Origin of the sequence: Streptomyces sp. ADI96-02 (assembly GCF_003846185.1) — a bacterium.
In the GTDB taxonomy this organism is placed as follows: Bacteria; Actinomycetota; Actinomycetes; order Streptomycetales; family Streptomycetaceae; genus Streptomyces.
Genome location: NZ_ML123034.1, coordinates 5,316,450 through 5,337,187 on the forward strand (window position 1 = coordinate 5,316,450; position 20,738 = coordinate 5,337,187).

General features: G+C 72.8%; 16 protein-coding genes. 12 read left to right on the plus strand and 4 right to left on the minus strand.

Going from position 1 to position 20,738, the window contains the following annotated elements:
* Positions 1 to 129 precede the first annotated feature (129 nt).
* The gene (locus EES43_RS23440) at positions 130 to 342 is read left to right on the plus strand and encodes a hypothetical protein (protein ID WP_124270545.1); all 213 of its coding nucleotides are present in this window, start codon (positions 130 to 132) and stop codon (positions 340 to 342) included.
* A 121-nt stretch (positions 343 to 463) separates the two neighbouring features.
* Here EES43_RS23440 and EES43_RS23445 read toward each other — a convergent pair whose 3' ends face one another.
* From EES43_RS23445 to EES43_RS23455, 3 genes are all read right to left on the minus strand, one after another.
* The gene (locus EES43_RS23445; RefSeq protein WP_124270546.1) at positions 464 to 1,171 is read right to left on the minus strand and encodes a hypothetical protein; all 708 of its coding nucleotides are present in this window, start codon (positions 1,169 to 1,171) and stop codon (positions 464 to 466) included.
* Positions 1,172 to 1,310: 139 nt separating this feature from the next.
* A complete protein-coding gene (locus EES43_RS23450; protein ID WP_124270547.1) occupies positions 1,311 to 2,108 on the minus strand; it encodes an amino acid kinase family protein in 798 nt (265 codons plus the stop codon).
* The gene (locus EES43_RS23455; protein WP_164493235.1) at positions 2,105 to 3,154 is read right to left on the minus strand and encodes a polyprenyl synthetase family protein; all 1,050 of its coding nucleotides are present in this window, start codon (positions 3,152 to 3,154) and stop codon (positions 2,105 to 2,107) included. The genes EES43_RS23450 and EES43_RS23455 overlap by 4 nt, the downstream gene beginning before the upstream one ends.
* A 433-nt stretch (positions 3,155 to 3,587) precedes the next feature.
* Here EES43_RS23455 and EES43_RS23460 point away from each other — a divergent pair, with 433 nt between their 5' ends.
* The 6 genes from EES43_RS23460 (at position 3,588) to EES43_RS23485 (ending at position 11,440) form a co-directional block, all read left to right on the plus strand.
* A complete protein-coding gene (locus EES43_RS23460) occupies positions 3,588 to 3,890 on the plus strand; it encodes a hypothetical protein (RefSeq protein ID WP_124270549.1) in 303 nt (100 codons plus the stop codon).
* Positions 3,891 to 4,067: 177 nt separating this feature from the next.
* Complete coding sequence (locus EES43_RS23465; protein WP_124270550.1) at positions 4,068 to 4,484, plus strand: hypothetical protein; 417 nt, start codon at positions 4,068 to 4,070, stop codon at positions 4,482 to 4,484.
* Positions 4,485 to 4,996: 512 nt separating this feature from the next.
* Complete coding sequence (locus EES43_RS23470; RefSeq protein WP_241192714.1) at positions 4,997 to 5,578, plus strand: type VII secretion system-associated protein; 582 nt, start codon at positions 4,997 to 4,999, stop codon at positions 5,576 to 5,578.
* Positions 5,575 to 6,705 (plus strand): ricin-type beta-trefoil lectin domain protein, encoded by a 1,131-nt coding sequence (locus EES43_RS23475; RefSeq protein ID WP_124270552.1) that lies wholly within the window; start codon positions 5,575 to 5,577, stop codon positions 6,703 to 6,705. The genes EES43_RS23470 and EES43_RS23475 overlap by 4 nt, the downstream gene beginning before the upstream one ends.
* Before the next feature lie 143 nt (positions 6,706 to 6,848).
* Entirely contained in the window at positions 6,849 to 10,160 is a 3,312-nt protein-coding gene (locus EES43_RS23480) for a right-handed parallel beta-helix repeat-containing protein (RefSeq protein WP_124270553.1), read from the plus strand.
* A complete protein-coding gene (locus EES43_RS23485; protein WP_124270554.1) occupies positions 10,157 to 11,440 on the plus strand; it encodes a S8 family serine peptidase in 1,284 nt (427 codons plus the stop codon). Before EES43_RS23480 ends, EES43_RS23485 begins: the two co-directional genes overlap by 4 nt.
* 58 nt (positions 11,441 to 11,498) lie before the next feature.
* Here the strand turns inward: EES43_RS23485 and eccCa are convergent, their stop codons facing one another.
* On the minus strand, positions 11,499 to 15,476 hold the full coding sequence (gene eccCa / locus EES43_RS23490; RefSeq protein WP_124270555.1) for a type VII secretion protein EccCa: 3,978 nt from the start codon (positions 15,474 to 15,476) through the stop codon (positions 11,499 to 11,501).
* Between the two features lie 455 nt (positions 15,477 to 15,931).
* Here eccCa and eccD point away from each other — a divergent pair, with 455 nt between their 5' ends.
* The 5 genes from eccD (at position 15,932) to EES43_RS23515 (ending at position 20,718) form a co-directional block, all read left to right on the plus strand.
* Positions 15,932 to 17,338, plus strand: coding sequence for a type VII secretion integral membrane protein EccD (gene eccD, locus EES43_RS23495; protein WP_124270556.1), 1,407 nt, complete (start codon positions 15,932 to 15,934; stop codon positions 17,336 to 17,338).
* Between the two features lie 48 nt (positions 17,339 to 17,386).
* Positions 17,387 to 18,928, plus strand: a complete 1,542-nt coding sequence (gene eccB / locus EES43_RS23500) for a type VII secretion protein EccB (RefSeq protein WP_124270557.1) — start codon at positions 17,387 to 17,389, stop codon at positions 18,926 to 18,928.
* A gap of 454 nt (positions 18,929 to 19,382) precedes the next feature.
* Positions 19,383 to 19,718 carry a hypothetical protein gene (locus EES43_RS23505; protein ID WP_124270558.1) on the plus strand — a complete coding sequence of 112 codons (336 nt, stop codon included), beginning with the start codon at positions 19,383 to 19,385 and terminating at the stop codon, positions 19,716 to 19,718.
* A gap of 91 nt (positions 19,719 to 19,809) precedes the next feature.
* Positions 19,810 to 20,118: a WXG100 family type VII secretion target gene (locus EES43_RS23510; protein ID WP_124270559.1), complete on the plus strand. Its 309-nt coding sequence runs from the start codon at positions 19,810 to 19,812 to the stop codon at positions 20,116 to 20,118.
* A gap of 120 nt (positions 20,119 to 20,238) precedes the next feature.
* On the plus strand, positions 20,239 to 20,718 hold the full coding sequence (locus EES43_RS23515; RefSeq protein ID WP_124270560.1) for a type VII secretion system-associated protein: 480 nt from the start codon (positions 20,239 to 20,241) through the stop codon (positions 20,716 to 20,718).
* The last annotated feature ends 20 nt before the right edge of the window (positions 20,719 to 20,738 follow it).

Consider the following 20,738-nt stretch of genomic DNA (forward strand, 5'->3'; position numbering starts at 1 on the left):
CCGTCCGGGAGTTCTCGGCCCTGAGACGTCCCGTCTACCTGGGCAGCGTCAGCAGCCGGGAGATCGAGTTCGACCTCCCGGCCCTGGACGCTCTCTGCTCGCGGGAGACGACGGTCCGCCCGTCGGAGGGTGCAGTCTCCCGCTCACACGTACCGGCTTCCCGGTGGCGTGGAGGTCACCGTGCTGGCCGGTGGGCGGCCCGTCGACTTCTACGAGACGGACAGCATCAGCAACCTCCACTCCGACCTGGTCTACGCCGGCATGCTCACCGGCGCCTGCGCCGTGGCCGCCGGTACCGCTCCGCCCGGCCTCGATCCCGCCTGGGCCGACTCGGTCCGGTAGTAGTCCGGGCTGCTCCAGGACTACTACCGGCGCTACGGCCCTCCCGCCCCGCCTCCGCGGGACGGTGCGGGCGAGCCCTGAGGCGGCCGGGGTTCCGCGGGGCGCTGTGCCGGTGCCGTGGTCAACGACGCTTCAGACGCAGCGTCCTGGTGTCCCGGGCATCGGACCGCCCGGTCACCTCCAGGACGTCGCACGTGATTCCCCGGGCCCGGAGGCGGGTCAGGAGGACGTCCAGGTGCGGATAGGGGATGCCCCCGGAGTCGTTGAGCGGGTGCAGTCGTACCTCGTGTGCCACCCGCAGCAGTTCCTCCGCGGCGCGCACGTGGAAGGCCAGGTCGAAGTGGTCCGGGTAGGTGAAGAGCAGGAAACCGCTCAGCGCCAGCCTGAACGTGCCGTCCGTGAACGGCAGCCGAGGCAGCGCGGCCGGTAGGTAGCAGCCCTTTCCGAGCGCGCGGTCGGCAGCGTAGTCCGAGAGGAATCCGGCGGCGGTGGCCTGCCAGGCGGGAGCGTGCGTCCACGATCCCCGGGAGTCCAGGGGGAAGCGGTCCGGCTGGGCGGAGGTCCAGGCGGCGACGCGTTCCAGCTCTGCCGCGACGCGGACCGTCATGTCCGCCGCCGGGAGCACGTAGCAGGGGTCGACGCTTATGACCTGCCCGCCGCGTTCCCGCACGGTGGCGCCGAAATCACTGGCGCCACCCGGGCAGTCGAGCAGCGGCCCTGCGGTGAGGTCGTGCCCGGTCAGGGCGAACTGCGCCTGGTAGTCGGCGAACGGGCGGGCACTGACGAGAATGCCGCCGATGGTGTGGACCACGGGTCCGAGTGAGGTCACTGCCAGGGCCTTTCCGCTCCGATGGCTGTACGCCGGGCGCAACCCCGGTGAGGGCGCGGCGGGGCCGCCCCCGGTGCGGCCGGCCAACGGACCGTACGGGGTCGGGGCACGCCACCTACGCCGAGTGCCGGGACCCACGTCAACCGGACCGGATGCGCGTACCCGAGAGAGGGTTCCCGTGCAGACTCGTGGTCAGGTTGCCGGGGATGCGGCCGTCCACGATGAACGCCGGGACTCCGGTGCGGGCGGCCCGCCCGCACTCGCGCACCTTGACGTACATGCCGCCGGAGACATCCTGCCGGTCCGGGGGGATCGCTTCGGCCAGGGACGGATCGTCGGCGTTGAGCTCGCGGTGGATCCGGTCCGGGCGTCCGTGATCGAGAAGGACCCCGTTCGTGTTCGTGGCCATGATCAGTCCGGCGGCGCGCAGGGCGATGGCGAGGTCGGTGGCGAGGGTGTCGCTGGAGTAGACGGCGAAGCCGTCACGCCCCCAGGCCAGGTTGCCGCCGAGGACCGGAGTGATGCCGTGCTCCAGGAGCAGGCGGACCGGATCGGTGTCCAGGAGCCGGATCTCTCCGTCGGCGTAGGCGCACAACCCCGCGAGCGGTACCCGCACCGCACACAGACCGCCCTTTCGCAGCGCTTCCAGGACCGCCAGTTCCAGCCTGGCCAGGAGGGCCGACACCTCGGCGAAGACACCCTGCCGGCCCGCGCTGATGACGCCGCCGAGATAGTGGTGCCGACGGGCAGCGGGCTTGCCGAAGCTGCCCGTGCCGTGCACGAGGACGGTGGGCAGGCCGGTTGCGCCGATCTCCCCCGCCAGAGCGGCCAGCCGCGCCTCGCCGACCTGAGGGGGCCCGCCGGGGGCGGTGGTGATGAGGCCGCCGCCCAGCTTGACGATGCGGCAGGCGGTGGCGGGGAGTCGCCCGGAGGTCATGGGAGCCGGCCCCCGCCTCCCGCCGGAACGCCCAGTCGTCCCGCCCGGGGCGCCTGCCCGCCATCGAGACGGGACGCGATGTAGCCCTGGAGCGCGTCGCGCGAGACGGGGTCGGGGATGGCCGCCGGGAGTACGCGATCGACCTCGGCGCTGTACCCCTCGATCAGTTCGGCCAGTTGCTGCCGCGCGCCGGAGGCCGCGAGGAGTTCGACGAGCTGTTGCGCGCCGCCCTCGTCCCGGGAACAGGCGTCCAGCAGGCTCAGCAGCCGCGCGCCCTCACGTCGGCCGAGCCGTTCGAGTGCGGCCGTGATCAGAGGGGTCTTCTTCCGCTGACGCAGGTCGGACAGGGTGAACTTGCCGTGGTGGTCGGGGCTGCCCCAGATCTCGTCCAGGAAGCCGTTCAGGGAGAACGCCATGCCCGCGTTCACGCCCAGGTCAGCGGCGGCGCTGAGGCGGGCGGGGTCGTCGCTCACCGCGAGGGTGCCCAGCAGCAGGAACAGTTCGGTGCAGGTCGCGTCCTTGCGGCGGCAGGTCTCCAGCGAGACGGCCAGGGTGATGTCGTCCCGGTCCTCGTGCGCGATGTCCGAGGTCTGCCCGGCCGACATGCGCCGGGCGCAACGGGCCGCCGCCGTGACTCCCTTCGCCGCCCAGGGAGTCTCCGCGATCAGCTCGAAGGCCAGCGCCTCCATCGCGGCGCCGAGTTCAATGGCCGCCGACTTGCCGTACACCGTCCAGCACGTCGGCCTGAATCGCCGCACGCGGTCGTTGTCGATGATGTCGTCGTGGATGAGGAACCCGTGCAGGAGAACGGTCGCGGAGACCGCCGCCACCGTCACCCGGTCCCAGTCCCGTTCCGGATCACTGCCCGCACAGAGGTAGGTGAGGATCGCCCCCTTGTGCCGGGAAGCGGGAACCCCGGACGGATCGTCCCATCCGAAATGATGACGGGCCATCTCGCGCAGCGGATCCTCCAGGCGGTCGACGGCCGCGCGCAGGGGAAGGTCCAGACGGTGGTGCACCGCCTCGGTCAGCTCCCGCTCAGTCATGCGGTGACTCCTCGTGCCCATCCGGTACGCGCCGACCTGATCGAATGCCGCTTCCGTCCCTTGCTGTGCCGTGAGCCGTGTCGTGTGCCCTGACGTGCGGCGCCACGGGATCGAACCGTACGGTGGGGAACCGCAACGTGCCTTCCGTGTAAAGGCGTTGATCGTCTGCGTGAGCGTAATGACGGGCTCTTCCGGGAACAAGGCAAGAGAATCGGCCTTGGCGCGATGTGACGGTTCCTTCGGTGCGTTCGGCCTGGCCCGGGGATACACACCCGGCGCGGAGAAGCCCCGTCGCATGTGCGGTGACGGCCCGTCGGGACCGGGGACAGAAAATGCCCGCCGGCTCCACCCGCGTGTCCCGCCCGCCGCGCACCGGCTTCCTGCCACCCTGCACGGGAGACCCCTCCCCCTCCCGTCGAACGAGGTTGCTCCCATGCGCATGCGCCTACTCATCGCCTCCGCCGCGCTCGTGGCAGGCAGCGGAATCGTGTCCGCCACCGGCACGGCCGCGGCGGACGACGCCACGGCCACGGCGAGCGCCGACGCCGTCTCCCACGGCGTACCCGCCGTGGCGATCTCCACAGCTGTCGCCACCAGCCTCGACTACCCCCGTGTCGACGTCGGCATGGATATGGCCATGGATATGGACATGGGCATGGGAGGTACCGCTGACTCCGGCATGACGCCGACGGGGCCTGCCGCCTCAGATCCGCAGGAAGCCCCTGAGGCGGTGTGACGGCGGGGCCCGCCCGCAGTGGACGCTGTCGAGGCGGAACCCGCGGGGCGTACCCGTATCCGGTGGCCCTCGGATCACTCGTTCGCTGGCGGTGTCGCTCAGTGCAGCGGGTCCGTCTCCTTTCAGACTGGCCGAAGTCGGGTCCATGAGGGATTCGCTCAGCGAAAGGACGCATTCGTGCGCGCACGCCTTCTCCTGTCCACGGCCGTTCTCGCCGTCGCCGCTCTGGCCGGGACAGCGACCACCGCGGTCGCCGACGACGGCCCGATCGGCAGCGCCACCGCGACGGCCAACTCGATCAACGGCCCCGCCATCGCCAACGCCACCGTCAACGCCGTCGAGGACAACGACGACGACAGCGTCGGCAGCAGCAGCGACCGTGCCACCTACAACTGCGGCGACCCGATCACCGAGAACCTCCCCCGGGTCAACGCCGAACGCTGCTCCCCCTCCAACGGGGCGCCCGGCAACGGCACCGTCAACAACCTGCGCATCGAAGGACTCAACGGCGGCTACAACTGCGCCAGCGCCTCCGTCACCCCCCGCACCGACGGCCTTGTCAGGGTCCACGCCAACGGCTGCATCCCGGCATAGCGACCAGCCTGTGTTGAGCCCCGGACACCGGGCGTGTCCGGGGCGGCGGCGCGTCTGGTGACCGAGGCCGAGGCTGAGGCGACGCCCGCGCACGACACCGGGGCGCACTGCTCGCGCTGTACGTCGCCGAGAGCGGCGCGGGCCGCCATGAGGACTGTCGGCTCACCGGCAGCCACTTCTTCGTCGTCACGGAGAGAGCGGGGCCCTCGCCTCGACGGCCCCCGTCGCTTTGTCCCCCTGCGCCACGCTGCTCCCGTAACGTTCCGTGGTCGGGCGGTGAACGGGCACGTGGGAGGCCGATACGGGCCCCACCTCCAGGCCCCGCCGACTCGGCCCGTGTGACATCCTGTTGACTTCCCGATCCGCGTACCGCCGACGGCGGGAAAGCCGTGAGGCGCACAAGCATTCGTACGGAGCGAGAAGTTCAGGTGCACACACGGCCCGAAGAGCGGCAAGAGGGCGGGCAGCAGGTCCCGTTCACCCCTGCCGAGCCCTTTCCCGTCCCCGAGGCCGTGAAGGACGCGGCCCGCCTCGCGCCGGGCCACTGGGTCGGGATCGCCGACCCGGAATGGACCGAGGAGCGGACGCCGCCCCCGTGGGCGGTGCTGGGTGAGTGGCGTTCGGACGAGGACGGGGGCGTGGGGGAGTACCGCGCCAACCCGGATTACCGGCCCTCGGCGCGCGCTCTCGGCTGGCCGGAGCCCACCGACCCGGTGGACGCGGCCGCCCAGCGGGCCGCCACGGGATACGGCTCGGTGGACGCCGCGCTCGCCGCGCTCGCGGAGGCGGACGTCGGCTTCGTACGCGGGCCGGACGGGCGACCGCTCGTCGCCGTAGGGCGCGACGGGGCCCCGGTGGCCCTGTTGTTCACCTCGCCCCCACACGCGTTCATGTCCCCGGCACTCGACCATGGCACCCTGCCCGTCAGGGAACTGGCCCGTTTCCTCGGCGAGCCCGGCACCCAGCTGTTGGTCAACGCCGGTGCCGCCGCACCGCTGTTCGTCCCGGTCGAGAGCCTTCCCGGCCCCGGGGACGCGACGGGCGGCACCGGCTCGACCGAACCCTGGCCCCACACCACAGGGAGAACCCCATGACGCGTTCGTCCCAGAAGTCCCCGGCCTCCCCGGCCTCCCCGGCCTCCCCGGCCTCCCCGGCCTCCCCGGCCTCCCCGGCCTCCCCGGCCTCCCCGGAGGCCCGCGCGGAGTCCGTAGCGCAGAGGGAGGAGGCGGCCATGAACCCCGGGACCGACCCGACGCGGACCGAAGCCGCCCCCGCCCCTGAGGCCGGGAAGAGCCGCGAGGCGGGAGCCGTCGAGGCGGAGGCCGTCCCCGAAGCCTCCGCCGCCCAGAGCCGCCTCCCCGCTCTCGTACGGACCATGAGCACCACCGCCATCGGCAAACCGCAGGCCGGGACCGGCCCCGTCGGGCGGCCCGGCAGGGCCGTCCTGGCCGGGGCGGCGGTCGCGGGAGCCCTGCTCGTGTCGGTGCCCTTCCTCGTGCTGGCCGGGAACGACGGCGACGAGCCCCGGCGGGTGAAAACCGCCGGAGCCGGGACCGTCCTGGACAGCAACGGCCAGGAGAGGCCCGGCGAGTTCGCCGCCGCCGCGCCCGAGACCAGCGCGCCCGCCGAGAAGAAGGACGACGCCGGGACGGAGAAGCCCGACACGCCCGTGGGCCAGGCGCCCCCGCCCGCGTCGTCGGGCGAGGACGAGGCGAAGAAGGGCGACGCCCCCAAGGACCCGCCGAAGAAGGCGGAGGCGCCCAAGGCCCAGCAGAAGAACGGCGACGGGGTCAGGAAGCAGCCGGCCAAGGCCGGTCCGCCGGTGACGTTCAGCGGGCCCGTCTCCTTCCGCAGCCACCTCTCCGGCCGTTGCATCGACGTACCCGGCCACAACTTCAACGACGGCCAGCCCCTGTTCATGTGGGACTGCAACGGCGCCGACGCCCAGAAGTGGCGCTTCGGTTCCGACGGCTCCATCCGGGCCAGGGACAAGTGCCTGGACGTCGCCAACGCCGACTTCAACAACGGCGCGCGCATCCAACTGGCCTGGTGCAACGGGTCCGCCGCCCAGAAGTTCGCCCTCAACGGCGCCCGCGACCTGGTCAACACCGTGGTCGGCAAGTGCGTCGACATCCCCAACCACAGCAAGGACAGGGGCCCGTCCACCTATCTGATCCTGTTCACCTGCACAGGCAACGACAATCAGAAGTGGAGCACCTGATCCGGACGCCTGGTGGCCGGGAGCCGTGCCTCCGGCCACCAGGCGTCACGTACGAGGCAAGATGAGGTCGCCGGAACGCCACCCGCGTCCCCGGCGAGAAGGGGCGTCCGGTCCGGACGCCTCAGTAGCGAGGAGGTTGGTGCGTGTCGCGCCAGGTACTGTCGGTCGGCCCCCGGGACCGCTTTTCGACGATCGGCGAGGCGCTCGCCGCCGCCCGCACCGGTGCGCTCATCAGCGTCCGGCCCGGGACGTACACGGAGAATCTGGTGATCCACACCCGGGTCACCCTCACCGCCGCCGAAGGACGCGGCACGGTGGAGATCCGGCCGCGCTCGGGCAGCGTGATCGCGCTGCGCGCCGATGCCGTGATGCTCTCCGAACTGACCCTGCGCGGCGGTGACGCCGAGCTGCCCGCGGTCGACGTCCGGCGCGGACAGGCCGCTTTGGACGGCTGCGAGATCGTCGGGGCCGCCTGGACCGCGATGCTGGCGGGCGGGACCGGCTCGCTCGCGCTGCGCGACTGCCGGGTGAGCAACCCGCAGGGCGCGGGCATCGTCGTGACCTCCACCACCCCCACCACCGTGGAGTCCTGCACCCTCGAACACCTCGGGACCAGCGGCATCGTGCTGGCCGAGCAGGGCGAGGCCCGCGTCCGCGACTGCACGGTCCGCGGGGCGCGCGGCAACGGTGTGCTCGCCAACGGCGAGAGCCGCGGCACCGTCGAGGACTGCGACATCTCCTCCACCGACAAGCCCTCCATCGCCCTGGAGGAGAACTCCGCCGTCTCCGTCGTCCGCACTGTCGTCCACGACACCAGCACCGGCGTCCACCTGAGCACCGCGGGCCGCGCCTCGCTGGAGGACGTCCGGATCACCGGAACCTCCGGCAACGGGATCGTCCTCGCCTCGGGCACCGACCCCGTCCTGCGGCGCTGCCGCGTCTCGCGCTCACGCGGGCACGGCCTGTTCGTCACCGACCGGGCGCGCGGCACCTTCGAGGACTGCTGGGTCGACTCGGCGCAGGGCGCGGCCCTCCGGGTCGCGGGAGCCTCCTCCCCGGCGCTGACCGGCCTCACGGTCCGCGACTGCGAGGGGATCGGGCTGCTCCTGGAGGAGGACTCCGCGGCCGAGCTGGACCGCCTGGACGTGACCGGGTCCTCGCCCGCCGTCTCCGTGCAGAGCGGCGCCAACCCACTGCTGCGCCGCGCCCGGCTGGTGGAGCCCGCCGGCGACGGCATCCTGGCCACCAAGGAAGCCCGTGGCCGCGTGGAGGACTGCGAGATAGTCCGGCCCAAGGGCGCCGGAGTCCGGGTGGGCGCCGGCTCCACCCTCTACCTGGCGGGCGGCGGCGTCTCCGACACCGCGACCAGCGGCCTGCTCGTCGAGGACGGCGGCAACGTGACCGTCCGCGACTTCCGCGTCGAGATCTCCGGCGAGGACGGCGTGGTCGTCGACGCGGGCGGCGAGCTGACCGCCAACCGCACCTTCGTGCACGCTCCCAAGGGCCACGGTTTCCTCGTCCGCGAGGGCGCGCTCGCCTCGCTCAGCGGCTGCGAGGCGAACTCCGGCGCCCAGGACGGCTTCCGGGTGGAGTCCACCGCACCCGTCTCGCTCGTCAACTGCACCGCCCGGGAGAACGGGGGCGGCGGCCTGGTGCAGACCGCGCCCGGCGAACGGCTCGCCGTGGAGGGCCTGAACAGCGTCGGCAACGGCAAGCGCGACGCCTGGGGCACCGGCAGTGCCGAGAACACCGACCCGGCCGGATCCGGAGCCGCCGGCGCGCCCCCGCCGGACCGGGCGGACGGGCCGCTCGGCGCACTCAACGCGCTGATCGGCCTGGAGAACGTCAAGCAGCAGGTCCGCACCCTCGTCAACCTCACCCAGCTCGCCCAGCGGCGCGACCAACTGGGCATGTCCGCACCGCCGATGAGCCGCCACCTGATCTTCGCCGGACCCCCGGGGACCGGCAAGACGACCGTCGCCCGCCTCTACGGGGCGATCCTGGCCGAGCTGGGCTCGCTGCGCAGCGGCCACCTGGTCGAGGTGTCCCGCGCCGACCTGGTCGCCCAGGTGGTCGGCGGCACCGCCATCAAGACGTCCGAGACCTTCCAACGGGCCCTCGGAGGCGTGCTGTTCATCGACGAGGCATACACCCTCACCGCCGACAGCGGCAACGGCGGGGCCGACTTCGGCCGGGAGGCCGTGGACACCCTGCTGAAGCTGATGGAGGACCACCGCGACGACGTCGTCGTGGTCGCCGCCGGATACTCCCGGGAGATGGTGTCCTTCCTCGGCTCCAACCCCGGCCTGGCGTCCCGTTTCTCGCGGACCGTCGAGTTCGAGAACTACTCCGTGGACGATCTGGTGGCGATCATGGAGAGCATGTGCACCCAGCACCAGTACGAGCTGGGGGACGGGACGGCCGGGGCGCTGGCCGCGCACTTCGGCGCGATGGACCGGGACGCCGGGTTCGGCAACGGCCGCGCCGCGCGCAGGGTGTTCGAGGAGATGGTGGACCGCCAGGCGATCCGGCTCTCCTCCCAGGCCCAGGTCGGTGAGCACGATCTGCGGCTGTTGCTGCCCGAAGACGTCTCCGCCACCGCGGCTGCCGCGGTCACCGACACGGCCGCTCCGGCCGACGACCCGCTGACCCGCCTCGGCGACATGATCGGCCTCGCCGAGGTGAAGCGCGAGGTCGCCGACCTGGTCAACCTCATCACCACCGCCCGCCACCGCGCAGCCGCCGGGCTGCCCGTCCCCTCGCTCAGCAACCACCTCGTCTTCACCGGCCCGCCCGGCACCGGCAAGACCACCATCGCCCGCCTCTACGGCGAGGTCCTCACCCAGCTCGGCGTCCTGGAGCGCGGCCAGTTGATCGAGGCCGCCCGTGCCGACCTCGTGGGCCGCTACATCGGCCACACCGCCCAACTGACCCGCGAGGTCTTCGAGAAGGCCCGGGGCGGCGTTCTGTTCATCGACGAGGCCTACACCCTCACCCCGCGCGGCGGCGGCGCCGACTTCGGGCAGGAAGCGGTGGACACCCTGCTGAAGCTGATGGAGGACCACCGCGACGAGGTCGTCGTCATCGTCGCCGGATACACCGACGAGATGGAGCGCTTCCTCGCCTCCAACCCCGGTCTCTCCTCGCGCTTCCCACGCCGTATCGCCTTCGCCGACTACTCCTCCGAGGAACTGGTCACCATCGTCCGCGCCCAGGCCACCGCCATGGGCTACGAGTGCGGCCCCGGCACCGGACCACTGCTCATGGAGTACTTCGACGCCGTGCCCCGCGACCGTTCCTTCGGCAACGCCCGCCTCGCCCGCCAGGTCGTCGAGTCCATGGTCACCCGCCAGGCGGGCAGGCTCAGTTCGCTGGCGGCGCCCACCCTGGACGACCTGCGCATCCTGCTCCCCGCCGACGTCTCGGCCGCGGCCCCGAAGGCGGTCCCCCAGTGAGGCGGCCCGCCCGCAGGACGACCAACGCGCTGTACGGGGCCGGGCTCGCCGCCGCCCTGGTGCTGCCCGCCGCCGTCGCCCCGGCCCAGGCCGCGCCCCTCACCCGTACGCCCGCCGGGCCCGGACCCCTCGCGTACCTCCCGGCCGCCGACGGGGAGAAGGGCCAGGAACTGCCCGGAATGCCGACCTCGCTCGACGCCCGCGCCGAGGCCGTGGCCTGCACGCCCGCCTCGAAGGAGAAGGCCGGGAAACAGGACTGGTCCCGCCAGCGCCTCGATCTGGACCGGCTGCACCGGCACACCACCGGCCAGGGCGTCACCGTGGCCCTGATCTCCACCGGGGTCGCCCCCGGGGCCGAGGGACTCGGCGGCCGGGTCACCGCGCAAGGGGAGGCGGCCGACGACTGCGTCGGGCAGGGGACCTTCCTGGCCGGGCTGATCGCCGGGGACGGCGGGGAAACCCCGACGCTGGCCGGAGTCGCCCCGAGCGCGAAGATCCTGGCCCTGCGCGGCACCGACCGGCGCGGGCAGCCGGACGCCGGCCTCGTCACGGCGGCGGTCCGGGCCGCGACTGCTGCCCGGGCCGACGTCATCGCCGTCACCGTGGCCCTCCCGGCCCGGGACACCGCGCTCACCCGTGCCGTCGCCGAGGCCCGCGGGGCCGGCGCGGTGGTGGTCGCCGCCGCCACCCCGGAGCCGCCGTCGCGGGGCTCCGCCGAGGAGGTCCCCGCCCGCGCCTACTGGCCCGCGAGCGAACCGGGCGTCCTCTCGGTCGCGGACATGCTGCCCGCCGGGACCCGCCCGGACAAGGCACTGCCCACCGGGACCGTCGACCTCGCCGCTCCCGGCGCCGGGGTGGTCTCCGGCGGACCGCGCGGCAGCGGCCACTACCTCGGCGCCGGTGTCGCGGTGGCCACCGCCTACGCGGCCGGGGCCGCCGCCGTGGTCCGGGCCGCCCACCCGGACGACTCGCCGGCGGAGGCCGCCCGCCGCCTGGCCGCCACCGCCTACCCGGCCGACATCCCGCAGGTGGACGCCTACGCGGCCGTCACGACCGTCCTCGGCGTGCCGGGCGCACCCGGCGGGCAGGCGGAGCGGGCGGCCGAACCCGTGGCCCTGCGCGACACCTCCGACACCGACCGGGCCACCGGCCGGGCCGTCCTGTTCGTCCTGCTCGGCTCGGCCGGGGTGCTCGCCGTCCTCTGGGCCGGCTTCGCCGTCAAACGGGCCCGGTCCCGGGGCTGGCGTCCGGCCGGCCCGGCCGCGGCGGACCGGAGCTGAACGCACGGGGCGCCGTACCGCGGGGAGTCACCCGCGGTACGGCGCCCCGCGCCTTGCCTCAGCCCTCCTCGACCAGCGCCGTCTGCATCAGGCGCGGCTTGCGGCGGGCGATGTGCAGGGCCCGGCCCGGCGGCAGGTTGAGCGGCTTCGCGTTGCCGAAGAGGCGGCCCTCCGAAGGCGGGCAGGAGAGCAGCACCGCCGGGTTGTTGGCCTCGTCCAGGCGCCGGATCAGCCCGTCGCTCAGCCCCCGGCCCGCACCCATCGCGCTCCGGGCGACGACCAGGTGCAGCCCCATCTCGAAGCCCAGGGTCAGATTCTCGAAGAGCGGCTCGAAGGAGCTCTGGAAGGAGTTCCCGGAGACCATGTCGTAGTCGTCGACCAGGATGAACAGCCGGGGGCCGGTCCACCAGTCGCAGCTGCGCATCCGGGCCGGTGAGATGTCCGCCCCGGGAACCCGGGTCTTCATCGCCCGGGCCGCGCCCTCGATGGTCTCGTTGAGGTTGTCCAGCGAGATCACATGGCCGATGCGGTACTCCTCGGGGACGGCGTCGACCAGCGTACGGCGGTAGTCCACCACGATGATCTTCGCCTCCGCGGGGGAGTAGCGGCGGGTGATGCCGTGAGCGACCAGCCGCAGCAGGTTCGTCTTGCCGCTCTCGGTGTCCCCGACCGAGATCAGGTGCGGGGTGCGGCTGAAGTCGTGCCAGACCGGCTCCAGGGCGTCCTGGTCCAGGCCGAGCGCCAGGCGCATGCCGCCGCCCTCGGTCGCCTCCGGTGCGGGGAGTTCGGAGACCGGGAGGCGGTGCGGGAGCATCCGGACCTGGGGGGCGGACGGGCCGGACCAGTGCCGGGAGACCTCCGCCACCAGATGCCCGACGCCCTCGCCCAGATCCTCCAGGGAACCGCTGCCGTCCAGGCGCGGCAGCCCCGCGAGGAAGTGCATCTTGGTGTCGGCGGTGATGCCCCGGCCGCCGGTGCGCGGCACGGAGCGGGCCTTGCGGGTGTCGATCTCGGAGTCCATCGGGTCGCCCATCCGCAACTCCAGCCGGGTCCCGGCCTGGTCCCGGACCTGTGCGGACAGCTCCACCCAGCGGGTGGTGGTGATGATCAGGTGGATGCCGTAGTTGAGCCCCCGGGCGGCCAGCTCGTTGAACTTCGGGATCAGGTCGTCGTAGTCCTGCCGGACCGTCGACCAGCCGTCGACCACCAGGAACACGTCGCCGAACGGCTCGTCGGGGAACTCCCCGGCGGCCCGGCGGCGTCGGTAGGACTGCATGGAGTCGAGGGTGTGGTCCACGAAGAACTGCTCCCGGCGGGCGAGCAGCGTCATCACCTCGGCCACCGCCCGGTTCACCCGCTCCGGGTTCAGCCGGGCCGCGACCCCGCCCACATGCGGCAGGCCCGCCAGCTGCGAGAGGCCGCCGCCGCCGAAGTCCAGGCAGTAGAACTGCACCTCGGCCGGGGTGTGGGTGAGTGCCAGGGCGGAGATCAGGGTCCGGGCCAGCGTCGATTTGCCGCTCTGCGAACCGCCGGCGACGGCGACGTGGCCGCCCGCCCCGGACAGGTCCACGACGAGCGGGTCGCGGCGCTGCTCGAACGGCTTGTCCACCAGGCCGACCGGGACCCGTAGCCGGCCCACCCCGGGCCAGCGCGCGGCGGTCAGACCGCGCTCCCCGTCCGGCGCGAGGCCGTGCAGCAGGGCGTCCAGCGGTGAGGGCTCGTCCAGCGGCGGCAGCCACACCTGGTGCGCGTCCGGCCCGGAACCGCGCAGCCGCTCCAGCGCCACCTCCAGCAGCGCTTCCTCGTCCCCCTCGGACTCCACCGTCTCGGGCTCCGGTTCGGGTGCGGCCTCCAGGGTGCGCGGCACCACCCAGCCGCTGGTCCACGGCACCACCTGGCTCGCCACCCGCGCCTGCACCACCGCGCCGGTGCGCCGCCGGTACGTTCCCGAGGAGTACGCGGCGCGGAACCGGGTCAGCGCCTCCACCCCGGACTTCAGATAGCCGCTGCCGGGTGCGGCGGGCAGCTCGTAGGCGTCCGGGACACCGAGCACACCGCGGCTCTCCATCGCGGAGAAGGTGCGCAGCCCGATCCGGTACGAGAGGTGGCTCTCCAGCTGGTGCATACGCCCCTCGTCCAGGCGCTGCGAGGCGAGCAGCAGATGCACGCCGAGCGACCGGCCGAGGCGGCCGATCATCACGAACAGCTCCATGAACTCCCGGTGGGTGGACAGCAGCTCGCTGAACTCGTCGACCACCACGAACAGGCTGGGCAGTGGCGCCAGATCCGCCCCCGCGGCGCGGGCCCGCTCGTACTCCAGCGCCGAGGTGTAGTTGCCCGCGGCGCGCAGGAGCTCCTGGCGGCGGATCAGTTCGCCGTGCAGTGCGTCCTGCATGCGCTCCACCAGGGCGACTTCGTCGGCCAGGTTGGTGATCACGGCCGAGGTGTGCGGCAGTTCCTCCAGGCCGAGGAAGGTCGCGCCGCCCTTGAAGTCGACCAGCACGAAGTTGAGGGTCTCCGAGGAGTTGGTCAGGGCCAGCCCCAGGACCAGGGTGCGCAGCAGCTCGCTCTTGCCCGAGCCGGTGGCCCCGATGAGCATGCCGTGCGGGCCCATGCCGCCCTGCGCGGACTCCTTGATGTCCAGCTCCACCGGGCGGCCGTCCACGCCGACCGCGATCGGCACCCGCAGCCGGCCGCTGCCGGAGTGCCGGGCGAACAGCGTCTTCGGGTCGTGCCGGTGCAGGTCGGGAATGCCGAGCAGGGTCGTCAGCTCGACGTCGGTGTCCAGCGGCTGAGCGATGTCCGTGCCCAGGCTCATCCGGCGCGGGGTGATCAGCCGGGCCAGCGCCTCCGCGCCGAGCGGCCCGAGCCGGTCCGGCCGCCCCAGCGGCACCGAGCGCTCCTTGCGGCTGCGGTCCGTCCGCACCAGGTTCACCGAGTCCGGGCCGACCGTGAGGCGCAGCGTGTGGCGGCTCGGCCGCCAGCGCATCGCCTCCGACAGGTCGAGGATCAGGGCGTTGCGGTAGCCGTGGCCCTCCCAGCGGTGGCCCTCCGGGACGTTCACCCCGTCCAGCACCACCACGGTGTACGGCTCGTCCCGGCCGGGCCGGGCGTCCGGGTCGAAGCCGGGGCGCTCGGCGAACTCCGCGCCGAGCAGGTCGTCCAGCTCGGTCAGGTCGGTGGTGATCCGGCGGGCCTGCCCCGCCCCGTCCTCCTCGTGCGGGTCCAGCACGTGCGGCAGCCACTTCGCCCACTCCCACTCCGGCCGCCGCTCGTCGCTCACGCAGAAGGCGATCCACAGCTCCTCCGGCGCGTGGAAGACCGCGAGCTGGGCGAGGACGGCCCGCGCCAGGGCCCGTACGGCGTCGCCGTCGTCGCCCCCGGCGGTACCCGGCCGGGCAGCCTCCGTACCGTCAGCCTCCTCCGGGCGCAGCAGAATCCGCGCCGAGGAGCGCAGGTAGAGACCGAGCGGCTGTTCCGGGATGGTGGAGTACGCGCGGATGAAGCGGCGCAGAGCGTGCGCGCAGAGCGGTTCGAGGTCCTCGACGGGCCGGGTGGAGACCGGGTTCAGGGTGAGCGCGAGCTGCTGTTCACCGACCGCCAGACGGACCTCGCCGAAGTCCTCGTCGGCCGGGCGGCGTTCCCACAGCCGGGAGGTGCGGGCCAGCGAACGCAACGAGGCGGGATCAGGGTTGCGCCAGGCCAGCGCGCGCTGCTGCTCCGCGATGGTGGTCCGCACCCGCTTGCGGGTCTGCGCCAGATAGCGCAGGTAGTCGCGGCGCTCGCCCTTGAGGCGCTGCTTGCGCTCGCTGGAGCGGCGCATCAGCTGCCCCAGCAGCATCGCACCGGCGGAGAGCGCCATCACGCCCATCGCCAGATACATGAAGACGCCGTTCCCGCCGCCGGGGCGCAGGAACATCAGCATCATCGACACCGACATCAGGGCCATCGGCAGGTAGGTCCACACCGCCGAGGTGTCCGGGACCGTCTCGGCGAGGACCGGCGGCTCCTGGAGGGTCAACTGCCCCTCAGGCATCTCCGGTCCACGCCTGCGGGCCGGACGGCGAAAGAGCACGACACTCAAGGAACAGAACCTCCGGTTCACTGACTTCTCCGGTCCGCTCCGAATAACCGGCGGACCGGGGCAGGAGGAAAGACCGCGCCGGATTCACCGGAGCACGATGCCCCGATGAACACCGGACGAATATGTCGAACGGACTGCGGGCGCCGCCCACTTGCGTGACGGCCGGCACCCTGCCGGATTCTCTCCCGAGCCAGAGCCCGAGGTACGACCGGTGACCGCAGGCAGTAGTCTGCATTCGAGGAACGCGCCCTGTCCACGCGGGAGCGGCGGTCACCGGATGTGCGGGCACAATTTTGCCGCTCCGCGCACCGGTTCACAGGAGTGCGGACTCATCCGCACTGTTCGCCCATTCCCTCTCCCGGGGAAGCTCCCTGTCAAAGCCCGCACGGAAGACGAGAGTTCTGCTGATGACCGACAGTGCGGTGGCCGAAACGTGCCGCCTGACCGTACGTGCGCCGAGCGTCACCATCGATCTGGCCGTGCCCGCCGACGTACCGGTCGCCGATCTGCTCCCCACCCTCCTGCGTTACGTCGGTGAGGAGGCCGAGGAATCCGGGCTCGACCACGCGGGCTGGGTCCTCCAACGCCTCGGCGACGCGCCGCTCGACGAGGAGACCACCCTGACCGGGGCCGGTCTCGTCGACGGAGCCGTGCTCCACCTCCGCCCGCACACCCAGGCGCTGCCCGAGGCGCGCCTCGACGACCTGGTCGACGGAATGGCCGAAACGGTGGCGCGGCGGCTGCACACCTGGCACGCCGGGGCGGCCCGAGGCCTGCTGGTCGGCACGGCCGTGGCGACCGTGGCGGCCGCCCTGGTGGTGGTGTTCCGGCCGGGAGTGGCCGAATCCAGCGGTATCCGCGCCGCCTGCGCGGCGATCGTCGGGGTGCTGCTCCTCGCCGGGGCCGGTTCCGCCAGCCGCGCGGTCGGCGACCGGCTCTCCGCGACCGCGCTCGCCCTGCTGGTCGCCCCCTGCTTCGCCCTGGTCGGCTGGGTACTGCCCGGCGGCGACCTGACCGGCCCGGACGCGACGGAGGTCGTGGGGGCCCGGCTGCTCGCGGCGGGCGCCGCCGCCGCGGGCGGCGCGGTCCTCGCGCTGGCCGCCACCGCGGTCGGCGCCCCCGCCCTGCTGGCCACCGCGATGGTGGCGGTGGCCACCGCGATCGCCGGGGCCCTGATGGGATACACCGGCCTGGACGCCCCGGCCTCGGTGGCCCTGGTCGCCGCCGTCGTCACGCTCGCCGCCGGGGCGGTCGCCCCGTTCGCCTTCAAACTGGCCGGCATGCGCATGCCCGCCCTGCCGTCCTCGGCCGGGCAGCTCCAGGAGGGCATCGACCCGTACGCGGGCGACGAGGTCGCCGAGCGCACCGAACTCGCCGGGCGCTGGGTCGCGGTCCTCTTCGCCGCCACCGGAACCGTCGCCGCGGCGGCCCTGGCGGTCCTCGCCCACACCCCGGACCTGCCCGAGACGCTCACCGCCCTCTCCCTGGCCCTGCTGCTGCTCCTGCACTCCCGGGGCCTGGTCCACATCGGCCAGCGGCTCACCCTCGCGGTGCCCGGGATCTGGGGCCTGCTCCTGCTCGCCCGGGCCTGGGCGGTGGACAGCGACACGGACGGCCGGATGGTGGTCTTCGCCGTGTTGCTCGCCGTCGGGGCCGCCCTGGTGACCGCGTCCTGGATCGTGCCCGGCCGCCGGATGCTGCCGTACTGGGGCCGGGCGGCGGAACTGGCGCACACGGGTCTCGCCGTCGCGCTGGTCCCGTTCTCGCTGTGGGCGGCCGGTCTCTTCGGCTGGCTGCGCGGCCTGTTCGGCTGAGCACGCGCCCGTACGCCGTCGAAACCCGTAACAAGTTGAGGAGAGGCCGTGCAGTCCAAGGTCGACCAGGTGCAGGCCCACGGTTTCATGATGGGCAGGCTCAGTTCGGGCCTGCTGACGGCCGACCCGGACGCTCCCGAGAGCCCGCTCGGCCGCACCACCCGCGGTGTGGTCTTCGGCGTCCTGGTGACCGTCCTGATCGGCGCCGGCGCCACCGTCTACGGGCTGCTGCGCCCCGGCGGGAACGACAGCTGGCGCAAGGAGGAGCACCTCGTGGTGAACCGCGAGACCGGCGCCCGCTATCTGTGGACCGCCACCGACGGGGTGCTCCACCCGGTGCGGAACTACGCCTCCGCGCGGCTCATCGGAGGCTCGGACCTGAAGACGGTGGACGTGTCCACCGCCTCGCTCCGGGACGTACCCGTCGGATCCCCGGCCGGCATACCCGGCGCTCCGGACTCCCTTCCCGTCCCCGGCCAGCTCGACTCCGGCGCCTGGCACATGTGCGTGACCGGGCCGGGCGGCGCGCTGCCCAGCACCTCGGGTCAGCTCGCGGGCGTGGGAGCCGACAAGCCGGGGGCCACCACGGTGGTGGCCGGGGCCCCGTTGGAGTCCCGGGACGTCGGCGGCGACCGGGCGGTGCTCGTCCGAGGCCCGGATCGCACCGAGTACCTGGTCTGGCGCGGCAGCCGGCTCGCCCTGGACCGGGCGTCCGACGCCCGCAACGCGCTCGGCTACGGCTCCGAGCGGGCGATGCCCGTCTCGGCGGCGTTCCTCGACGCCCTGGCCCCCGGCCCCGCCCTCAAGCCGCCGGAGGTCCCCGGACGCGGCGGCCGGGGCCCGGCCATCGGCGGCGAGCCGAGCCGGATCGGCCAGCTCTTCCAGGTCAGCGTCGTCGGCGGGGGCAGCACCTACCACCTGCTCCGCGAGGACGGCCTGGTGCCGCTGACCGGACTCGAAGCGGCCCTGGTACTGGGCGACCCGGCCACCCAGAAGTACGCCTACGAAGGGCGCTCGCCGCAGGCCCGTGCGGTCGGCGCCGACGCGCTGCGCACCCACCGGTCGAAGGACGCGGCCACCGGGACCGGGTCCGCCGAGGCGCCCCGTACCCCGCCGCTCCCGCGGTCGGCACCGCGCGGCACCGCGCTCTGCGCGCAGGTGGACGGCGGTGACGGCGGCGCCCGCATCAGATCGGTGCTGGTCCCGCTGGCCGGGCTCGGCCCCTTCGCGGTCTCCCAGGGCAGCGCCCAGCCGCTGGTCCCGGCCTGCGCGCGCACCGACGCCACGGTCGTACGCCCGGGGCGCGGAGCCCTGGTCCGGGCGCTGCACGCCAGTGGCGCGGCCCACGCCCAGACCACCTACCTGGTCGCGGAGAACGGCGTGAAGTACCGCGTCAGCGCCAAGGACTCGCTGACCGCGCTCGGCTACGCGGAGGGGGACGTCGCCTCGGTCCCGGCCCCCCTGCTGGCGACCCTGCCGACCGGCGCGGACCTGGACCCGGCAGCCGCGGCCGGCGGAGCCCGGCCCAAGGTCACCGCGCCGAAGTGCGGCGGGACGGACGAGGGCGGCACCGGCGACTTCAAGCCATGAACGTGACAAATGCCCCATAGGGGACCAAGGTCCCGCGGGTCCTGATGATCGGGGCGGGGGATGGCTGTTCCCGGCGGGCGCGGGCGGTGCGATTTCCGCCGCGCACCGTCGGGAAACCTCAGAAAAAGCTCAGACTATGCAACGCGTCCACGCCTTCATGGAATCCTTCCAAGGGGGCGGCCAACGGTGAAAGCGGGCCCTCCCCGTGCCCGTTGTGAATCGATGCCCGCCCGTTTCCCGTCCGCATGGCCCGTCCCGCGCCGCAGAAGTCCGGGACGGATTCGGCGTGTTCACCTCACGTAAATCCGCAGGACGACTCCTTCCGGATGCGGGAAGACCGGTCAACTGGCCTATGCTCCAATCTTTCTTGGACGCGTTGCCCCGGGGCGGTGATTCTTCATAGCCTCAGCGGGCAACGGTGCGAAGAGAGTTGCCTGGACGAAGGGAGCGTGACATGGCGGACAGTGGCCAGAGGAGGGCGGATTATGCCAAGGGCTTGGGAGGTGTGTCCTCACTGGAGTCGGCCCGTGCCTCGGTAGAGAGGATCCAGAACAACGTCGCGGAGATCGCGGCGCGTTCGGGGGTGGGCGGCGACGAGGGCCAGGCCCTCCTGAAGCTCTTCCGCAGCTGGAACGGCGAGGCCCAGAAGGTCGTCGTACAGATCAGCAAGATGGTCGACGCCCTCCAGGAGAACGTCACGTCGGCCGACCGGCTGGCGAAGGAGAACCAGGACCTCACCGAGGTGCTCAACAGCAAGACCAGCCAGGGCGTTTTCGAGGCGCTGCGCTGACCCGCCCCCTTCGCGGCGCCGGCTCCCACAGGTGATGCCGGAGTCCGTGAGCACCCGGGCCCAGGGGCCCGGCGACCCGAGAGGAGATGTCATGGCCGACGGCATCATCGATGTGCAGTACTCCACGGTCCGCAACGCGATCGAGGAGCTGACCCAGCAGACCAAGCAGATCATCACCACCCTCAACAACCTGGAGGACGAGCTGAAGCCGCTCATCACCTCCTGGGAGGGTGACGACCAGGCGATGTACCGGGGTGTCCAGGCCGAGTGGGACCAGGCCACCAAGAACATGGCTCTGCTCCTGGGCGACAGCGGCAACCTGGTCCAGAGCATCCACGACAACCACTCCCGGGACGAGCGTCGGAGCGCCGACAACTGGGGCGGTGTGCGCGCCCGTTAGTCTCCTCCGGGTTCCGCCTGCCGCCTCGGCGGCAGGCGGAACCCGGACCCGGTGCGGGCGGCCCGAGCGCCGCCCGCCGCATCCCGACCCGCCCGGCGCCGAACCCCAGGAGGACGTCCCATGGCTGAGAAGGCTGACGTCAAGCACTTCGACCTCAAGCAGATGGAGAACTTCCGGGACCTGGAGGTCGAGCCGGTGCTCCGCTCCGCGAAGGTCACCCGGGAGGAGATCGAGAACGGCGTCCGTCCCCTCGGCAAGATGGTCGACAAATACGCCTACACCAGCGCGGAGAACCCGGAGAAGGGCGACCAGGTCCTGCGGATCGGCAAGATCGGCCGCGACCCAGATGATTGGGTCTCGGGCAAGGTGTTGCTGGACGCCGTCAAGGCGTCCGCCACCGAGATCGACAAACTCCTCGGGGAACAGGTGGCGCTCTTCAAGGAGCTGAAGGAAGCCCTCACCGAGACCATCGACGAGGCGAACAAGACCAAGGACAAGAACCTCGACGCGATCGACGCGCAGACGCTGTTGCAGACCTTCGACGAGGTGGACGCCTTCACCGTCGGCGGCACGGACGGCAGCGGTGGGAAAACCTCCTGATCAGGACCAGCACTGAAAGG